Origin of the sequence: Microcoleus sp. K5-D4 (assembly GCF_036704575.1) — a bacterium.
Lineage (GTDB): Bacteria > Cyanobacteriota > Cyanobacteriia > Cyanobacteriales > Microcoleaceae > Microcoleus.
This window is the reverse complement of sequence record NZ_JAUBSD010000161.1, coordinates 1-6,423: the sequence shown is the minus strand read 5'-3', so window position 1 is coordinate 6,423 and position 6,423 is coordinate 1. Positions and strand designations below refer to the sequence as shown.

10 protein-coding genes are annotated in these 6,423 nt (G+C 44.5%); 6 read left to right on the top strand and 4 right to left on the bottom strand.

The genetic code is table 11. The features are described from left to right. Positions 1-210 precede the first annotated feature (210 nt). Entirely contained in the window at positions 211-465 is a 255-nt protein-coding gene (locus QUA77_RS28480; protein WP_333082060.1) for a hypothetical protein, read from the top strand. A 135-nt stretch (positions 466-600) separates the two neighbouring features. Here the strand turns inward: QUA77_RS28480 and era are convergent, their stop codons facing one another. Both era and QUA77_RS28470 read right to left on the bottom strand, forming a co-directional pair. Next, a complete protein-coding gene (era, locus tag QUA77_RS28475; protein WP_333040924.1) occupies positions 601-1,512 on the bottom strand; it encodes a GTPase Era in 912 nt (303 codons plus the stop codon). Positions 1,513-1,580: 68 nt separating this feature from the next. Further along, positions 1,581-1,754 carry a hypothetical protein gene (locus QUA77_RS28470; protein WP_333453947.1) on the bottom strand — a complete coding sequence of 58 codons (174 nt, stop codon included), beginning with the start codon at positions 1,752-1,754 and terminating at the stop codon, positions 1,581-1,583. 267 nt (positions 1,755-2,021) lie between these two features. Between QUA77_RS28470 and QUA77_RS28465 the strand changes: the two genes are divergently transcribed. Then, positions 2,022-2,453 (top strand): hypothetical protein, encoded by a 432-nt coding sequence (locus tag QUA77_RS28465; RefSeq protein WP_333082062.1) that lies wholly within the window; start codon positions 2,022-2,024, stop codon positions 2,451-2,453. A gap of 441 nt (positions 2,454-2,894) precedes the next feature. Here the strand turns inward: QUA77_RS28465 and QUA77_RS28460 are convergent, their stop codons facing one another. Continuing rightward, entirely contained in the window at positions 2,895-3,167 is a 273-nt protein-coding gene (locus QUA77_RS28460; RefSeq protein WP_333127524.1) for a hypothetical protein, read from the bottom strand. Between the two features lie 252 nt (positions 3,168-3,419). Here QUA77_RS28460 and QUA77_RS28455 point away from each other — a divergent pair, with 252 nt between their 5' ends. The 4 genes from QUA77_RS28455 (at position 3,420) to QUA77_RS28440 (ending at position 5,611) form a co-directional block, all read left to right on the top strand. Beyond that, positions 3,420-3,983 (top strand): NUDIX hydrolase, encoded by a 564-nt coding sequence (locus QUA77_RS28455; RefSeq protein ID WP_333453945.1) that lies wholly within the window; start codon positions 3,420-3,422, stop codon positions 3,981-3,983. 68 nt (positions 3,984-4,051) lie between these two features. Then, entirely contained in the window at positions 4,052-4,807 is a 756-nt protein-coding gene (locus QUA77_RS28450; RefSeq protein ID WP_333453943.1) for an ATP-binding cassette domain-containing protein, read from the top strand. A 153-nt stretch (positions 4,808-4,960) separates the two neighbouring features. Continuing rightward, positions 4,961-5,137 carry a hypothetical protein gene (locus QUA77_RS28445; RefSeq protein ID WP_333453941.1) on the top strand — a complete coding sequence of 59 codons (177 nt, stop codon included), beginning with the start codon at positions 4,961-4,963 and terminating at the stop codon, positions 5,135-5,137. Positions 5,138-5,140: 3 nt separating this feature from the next. Beyond that, complete coding sequence (locus QUA77_RS28440; RefSeq protein ID WP_333453948.1) at positions 5,141-5,611, top strand: ABC transporter permease; 471 nt, start codon at positions 5,141-5,143, stop codon at positions 5,609-5,611. Here QUA77_RS28440 and QUA77_RS28435 read toward each other — a convergent pair. After that, entirely contained in the window at positions 5,598-6,233 is a 636-nt protein-coding gene (locus QUA77_RS28435; RefSeq protein WP_333040902.1) for a DUF1802 family protein, read from the bottom strand. The two genes, QUA77_RS28440 and QUA77_RS28435, sit on opposite strands and share 14 nt — an antisense overlap. Between the last annotated feature and the right edge of the window lie 190 nt (positions 6,234-6,423).

Genomic DNA, 6,423 nt, shown 5'->3' with positions numbered 1-6,423 from the left:
AGCTTTTATCAACAAGGTATGCGGGCCGCAACCCTTATACAGTCTATCTCGTAGACCTCTTTGTCACCCCCCCAGCACTGGTATAGGACTTACGTGCCGACTCTAATTGTAGGGTGCGAAACGCGCACCTTACAACTACAGATAGTGTAGTTTCTCAGTTATTGCGTAAGTCCTGTTAGTTAAGCTTTAATCATTTATGAGGTTAATCAAATGACACATTCTGCTATCCTTGAAGCTCCAGCAAATTCTTCTGAACCCGGACAAGAGCTGGCTGAATTTTTGCAGGAAGATAATGGACACTACTCGGCAATGCGAGCGATGAGTTTTATTGCACTAATTGCAGCAATTGTGTTTGGCACAATCACAATAACTAGCAAGAATGCTGATGGCAAATACATTACAACTTCTTTTTTAGTTGCTGCTTTTGCACCAAAAGCTGTTCAAAAATTTGCAGAACGTCCTTAAACAGTTGACAATTGACAGTTGACAGTTGGGGGCGGACTTTTTAGGACAATTATTTAAACTGAACTTCTGCCTACGAGGGGAAGTTCAGTTGTAAAATCTCTCAACGATCGCCCTTATTTGCTCCATCAGTTCGCTTTATTCTTCCACCCGATAGCCCAATTCCGCCAAACGAGTGCGAGACTGCCGCCACTTCGGCTGCACCTTGACAAATAACTCCAAATACACTTTGCCTTCAATTAACTTTTGAATCTGTTCCCGGGCCGCACTGCCGATCGACTTGAGCATACTGCCGCTTTTACCGATTAAAATACCTTTTTGAGAATCCCGTTCGACGTGAATTGTCGCCAGAATGCGGGTAATTTTTGCTTCTTCTTGAACGATGTCGATCGCAATTGCTACAGAATGCGGCACTTCTTCCCGCGTCAGCAGCAAAATCTGTTCCCGAATCAATTCGCCCATAATAAAGCGTTCCGGCTGGTCAGTCACCAAATCTGGCGGATAATAATAAGGCCCAACCTCCAAATGTTCGATTAACAATTGTTGCAGGGGCTCGACACCCTCGCCCGTGAGAGCCGAAAATTTGACAACGGGCCACTCAGGATTGACAATTTGCTCGTAAGTTCGATCGATCAACACGGAATCCTCCGGTTGTTCGTCCAACTTATTCATCCCCAAAATCACCGGAACTTTGCAATTGCTGAGAATTTCGACAATATATCGATCGCCCCCTCCCGATTCCACCGAACCATCCACCACAAACAGCACCACATCCACCGACTGAATCGCTGTGCGGGCATTCTGCACCAAAACCTTGCCCAATTGGTGATGCGGCTTGTGAATTCCGGGAGTATCTACAAAAATAATTTGTGCTTCCGGTGTCGTTAGGATGCCCCGCAGCCTGTTACGTGTCGTCTGAGACACCGGCGAAGTAATCGCAATTTTCTGCCCCACCAACTGATTCATCAGCGTTGATTTTCCGACATTCGGGCGTCCGACAATACCCACAAAGCCGGATTTGTAACCCGCCGGAGCCACGGGAACACCCATGATGTCCGATACGTCGATAAATTTACTATCTTCCACTAAAATCACCTATTTTCAAGCCCCTTCTCTGTCTATTGTCGCCTGAAAATACTCAAACGCCCATCGATGCACTCTAGCATCTTTCTCGCCCTGGTATAGCCCGCAACACTCAAACCTCGATCGAGCAGCAAACCAGTGTTAAAACGTGATACGCGATCGGCAAAACTTGATATCTGAGACAAAATTTGATAAAGTTCCAGTGACATCGATCGAAAATGAATCATTCTGGTAAAACCGACTCCCCAATGCTGTAACAACTTCAGATGTGTAAATATCTAACTCAACTGAAACTTTTCTACAGTTTGTCAGGCAAACCAGTTTTAACATTTTTGAAGATGTTTGGTAATAAATTAGGTAAGTTGAACTAAAACTAAAAAGCTCAATATCATGAGGCGCTTTCTCAATAAAAGCTAGTGTCTTTTGAGCATACCTAAATTACTGCTAATCGTCATAAAGTTGAGGAGATGAATCAGATGAAATCGAAATTATTTTGGAGTTGCTGCACCGTTTTGGTAGCAAGCTTGCCTGTTCCCGCATTGGCTCAAACAAGCCCTCCCACCAGCCCTCAAGCAGGTATTGACTACAAGGGTGGCTCGAAGAATTACCAGTTAGTACCGGGCCGAATCCAGGACAGAACGTTGCCCAGAGCATTTGACTTTCCAATTATTACCAATGTTGGTACTGACACTAGCATCACCTCGGATTTTCTAATTACCGATCAGTTTCGCGCCCCAGCGGGTCGTACAGAATACACCGGAGCTCTCACCGCATGGGCAGCATCAATCAGAGAATGTCTCGCCAAACAACCACTCTTGATTCGAGCCAGCACTAAGAACCCGATTCAGATTAATGGTAAAGTAGGCACGATTGTCAGAAACGCAAATAACCGTGCAGTTTGCAAATAAGCCAGCAATATCACAGGGGCTAAATTGACCGTAATTGCTGTAACGGCGGGTTCACCAATATCTCCCATGCAAGCATCGATACAGTAAACCCGTCACCGCAGCGATACTGGGGTCAATCGAAGCCAGTTGATATAACTTCCGCTATCTTAAAGATAAAAACTAGAGAGTGTTTTTGAACAAAAAGAGCAATAGGTTTTCTATTGCTCTTTTTGTTGGCGAAATTTCAATTAATATCTATTAGGACTTATATGATATCGGCTGAAACGACATCATATAAGAGGTTTGTAGTGAGGAATGCAAGTCCTTATCAAACTTTAAGGACTTGCATTCCTCACTGCAAACGACATAATTACGCAGAAACCAGATTTTTTCCAAAAAATCCCGTGGAACCCGAGGGATATGGATTTTAACACCTGGTTTATCAAAGTTTGTCTGCGTAATTCACGATTTAGTAGCGCAAAATTCATGTGTACTCAGTAAAATTTCGCCATAATCAGGAATCCAAGCTAGCCACTGTTCTTCCGAACATTCACACAACAGCCACGCTTCGTCAAAGCTGAATGCGGTTGGCGGATTGAACAATTTAACCCACATAGAAGGAGCCAACTTGGGTGCAGGTACGGCGCAGCCAAATTTTTCCCAGTCGCGGACACCGGCGAAGCTTCCGGGCGTTGCTTGGGATTGCCAAGTACGAATATCTGTTTGCAGTTGCATAACTACTCCTTTTGAGCTAAGAGTCTGCACCAGGGCGCGGTTGAAACAACGCAGAGCGAAGGCGCAGATAAACTTTGATTCTGTAGTCTATGTTACCGAATTATCTAGGCTAATGTGTAAGGTTGTAGCAAAAATTTACAATCGAGAGGAAAAAACTGGTTCAAAGCTGAAAAGGTCGATCGGCGATTGTTGCGCTCGGCAACGATCGCCTACCATAGCAAACAACATCTGATTTATTTCAAAAATTCCGACATGAACGAAAGTGCAAAATCTCCGTGGAAAACTCTAGACCGCTTTTTAGAAATCAACTCTCGTTGGGTAGAAGTAATCGCGGAACATCTCGAAACAACCGAAGGAAAAACAGTAGAATATTGGCGAGTAGAAAGAGCAGATTCAGTTGTAATCTTGACCATTCAAGCTGACAAATTGCTGTTTCCCCCACCGATGTATCGCCCCGGTGTAGGAGAAGCAACCCTGGATTTTCCCGGCGGTCGCGTAGAAGCCGAAGCCACGCCAGCCGCGGAAGTTCCAGCTATACTCAAAAAAGAGCTAGGCGTGACAGAAAGTGTGATCGCCCGCCTCGAACCGATTAACACCGTCGGCTGGGCAATAAACAGTTCCTTCTCCAATCAAAAACTCTACGGTTTTGTTGCAGAATTGCACCATACAGCAACAGTAAACCCCGAACGCATCGGTGCTGAATATCCTGTCACCCCAGACGGAATTCGCGACTTGCTCAAAAAATTAACTTGCCTCCAATGTCGAGCATTACTGCTAGAATGGCAAAATCAAGTTAATTTTAGAGTTGAGATTTGAGATGAGGAAATTTTTTCCGATCCTCGCCACTTTTAAGTTGCTGAAAACCCAAATCACCCAGACTACTCATGCCTCTCAATAATGAAGTTGCTGTCGAATGCCTCGACGTGACATATCGCCTCAACCGCAGGCATTTAGTAGACAAACTCAATTTCAAAGTGCTGCAAGGAGAAGTTTTAGTATTGCTGGGACGAAGCGGGAGTGGTAAAACTACCACCCTGAAATTGATTAACAATTTACTAACGCCAAGCAGTGGCGAAGTTCTTGTCATGGGAAAACCGACAACTCAGTGGAACCCAATTCAACTGCGCCGAAAAATTGGTTATGTGATTCAAGAAATTGGTTTGTTTCCCCATTTTACAGTCGAGCAAAACGTCGGTTTAGTGCCAAAATTAGAAGGTTGGGAGGGCGATCGTATTAAATCTCGCGTCCGGCAACTGTTAGAATTAGTCAACCTCGACCCCCAGCACTTCGCCAAACGCTATCCCCATCAGTTATCCGGCGGACAGCGGCAGCGGGTAGGCGTCGCTAGAGCACTGGCGGCTGACCCTCCGATATTGTTAATGGATGAACCGTTTGGTGCTTTAGACCCCATTACTCGTCTGGAATTGCAGCGAGAATTCGGTCAATTGCAGCAGCAACTCGGCAAAACTGTGATTTTTGTGACTCACGGCATTCAAGAAGCTTTTTTGTTAGCTTCTAGAATAGGTTTGATGCAAGATGGACGGTTGATTGAATTGGCATCGCCCGCTGATTTTATGAAATCTCAGCATCCAGAAGCTCGCGCATTTCTTGAATGTTTGCAATTACCCGGAACTGGGTAATGATATGATGTGCGATCGCATCATTCGTTTATAGGTATCGGTCGGTTTTTGAAGCTGATGGCGGGAAATTAAAGATATTGGTGAACCGACTCCTACGAAATATTCTATTATAGTAAAATTTACAATTCTGAATTCCTAATTACTAATTTCCACATGATGCAATTTATCAATCGGTATGGCGCTGAGATAATTAAGCGCGCCAGTGAACACTTATATTTAGTAACTGTGGCAATTTTTATCGCTATTATTGTGGGGATGCCCCTAGGAATTTTAGTCACCAGAAAACCCAAATTGAAAAAGCCAATTTTGGGTTTTGCTAATATTATGTAAACAATTCCTAGTTTAGCTTTGTTTGGCTTGCTAATCCCGGTGCCGGTATTGGGTGGAATAGGCGATCGCACGGCAATTATCGCGCTCACTCTGTATTCTTTACTGCCAATTATCCGCAATACTTATACTGGTATTGTTGGCGTCGATCCAGCGATTACGGAAGCCGGAAGAGGCATGGGGATGACTGATATGCAACTGTTATGGCAAGTGGAAATTCCCCTGGCACTGGGCGTGATTCTGGCGGGGGTGCGAGTTGCTGCTGTAATTGCGATCGGACTCGCTACAATCGCCGCTGCAATTGGCGCGGGTGGCTTGGGTGTGTTTATTTTTCGCGGCGTTGCTACCGTCAACAATCAGTTACTTTTGGCTGGGGCAATTCCGGCTGCTTTAATGGCCTTAGCTGCGGATTTTGGGCTGGGTTGGGTAGAAGCGCGCCTCTCTAAAAGTACCTTAAAAACTATTAATGAGGACTAAAATCCTGGCTACCTTCCGTCAAGGTTGTCACTCTCTGCGAACCCGAAGCATTCGCAGGATTGGCTATCAGATTGCGGATTTCATTTGAGCGTTCAATGTACTCTCGATCGCTCAAAACAGCTTGGCTCCCCTCCAGCGAAATAGCCTCTGCCAAATCGATCCAAGAACGGCAAGCGCCGTATTCAGGAATGTAGGGAATTTCGCGGATTTCTGCAAGGCGATAAGCCCGCAGCAATAAAATATAAATTGGCTGAGTTTGTTTCCATTTCAGGCGATCGCTGACAAAATTTTTATTCCAAATATGGTACGGAAATAGCGCAGTAATTGCCGGTTCCCAAGCTACCAAAAAAACATCAGTAATCTCCGCCCAACTACCAATTCTAATAACTTCAGGATGCCAACCAGATTCGACATTTTTGACTTGATGTGCAAACTCCGGCTTTAATAAACGCGGCTGTTGGTGTTCAAAAGTTGGATACAGCAAAACCTGTTTGTCAGTGACATTAAACTGTCCTGCTTGCTCGCGAATTCCCCCCTTCCGCAACAGCACAATCGTTTGACCTTGTTCCAAAGCATTAACTGCTACATTCCATTCTTTCAGCGCCCTAGTAGTTGATTTCATAGGAATTTAGTTGAGTTTTAACAATAGTAACAAAAATCGGTACTTTAAAGCAAGTACAGCCATTTTTTCCTGTTAAAATAAGGTAGTCCTGCATAGTCAGGACTACCTTATTTTCAATACTTCGGACAGTTTTTAAAGAGGGATACGATCGCAATAAAACAGAGAAGTGAAAAAGTGAGTGAAATCTGAG

Bases quoted from the DNA above. Each gene is read 5' to 3' on its own strand.
- QUA77_RS28480 (WP_333082060.1), top strand. From the start codon at position 211: ATGACACATTCTGCTATCCTTGAAGCTCCAGCAAATTCTTCTGAACCC.
- era (WP_333040924.1), bottom strand. From the start codon at position 1,512: ATGGGTGTTCCCGTGGCTCCGGCGGGTTACAAATCCGGCTTTGTGGGT.
- QUA77_RS28470 (WP_333453947.1), bottom strand. From the start codon at position 1,754: ATGTCACTGGAACTTTATCAAATTTTGTCTCAGATATCAAGTTTTGCC.
- QUA77_RS28465 (WP_333082062.1), top strand. From the start codon at position 2,022: ATGAAATCGAAATTATTTTGGAGTTGCTGCACCGTTTTGGTAGCAAGC.
- QUA77_RS28460 (WP_333127524.1), bottom strand. From the start codon at position 3,167: ATGCAACTGCAAACAGATATTCGTACTTGGCAATCCCAAGCAACGCCC.
- QUA77_RS28455 (WP_333453945.1), top strand. From the start codon at position 3,420: ATGAACGAAAGTGCAAAATCTCCGTGGAAAACTCTAGACCGCTTTTTA.
- QUA77_RS28450 (WP_333453943.1), top strand. From the start codon at position 4,052: ATGCCTCTCAATAATGAAGTTGCTGTCGAATGCCTCGACGTGACATAT.
- QUA77_RS28445 (WP_333453941.1), top strand. From the start codon at position 4,961: ATGATGCAATTTATCAATCGGTATGGCGCTGAGATAATTAAGCGCGCC.
- QUA77_RS28435 (WP_333040902.1), bottom strand. From the start codon at position 6,233: ATGAAATCAACTACTAGGGCGCTGAAAGAATGGAATGTAGCAGTTAAT.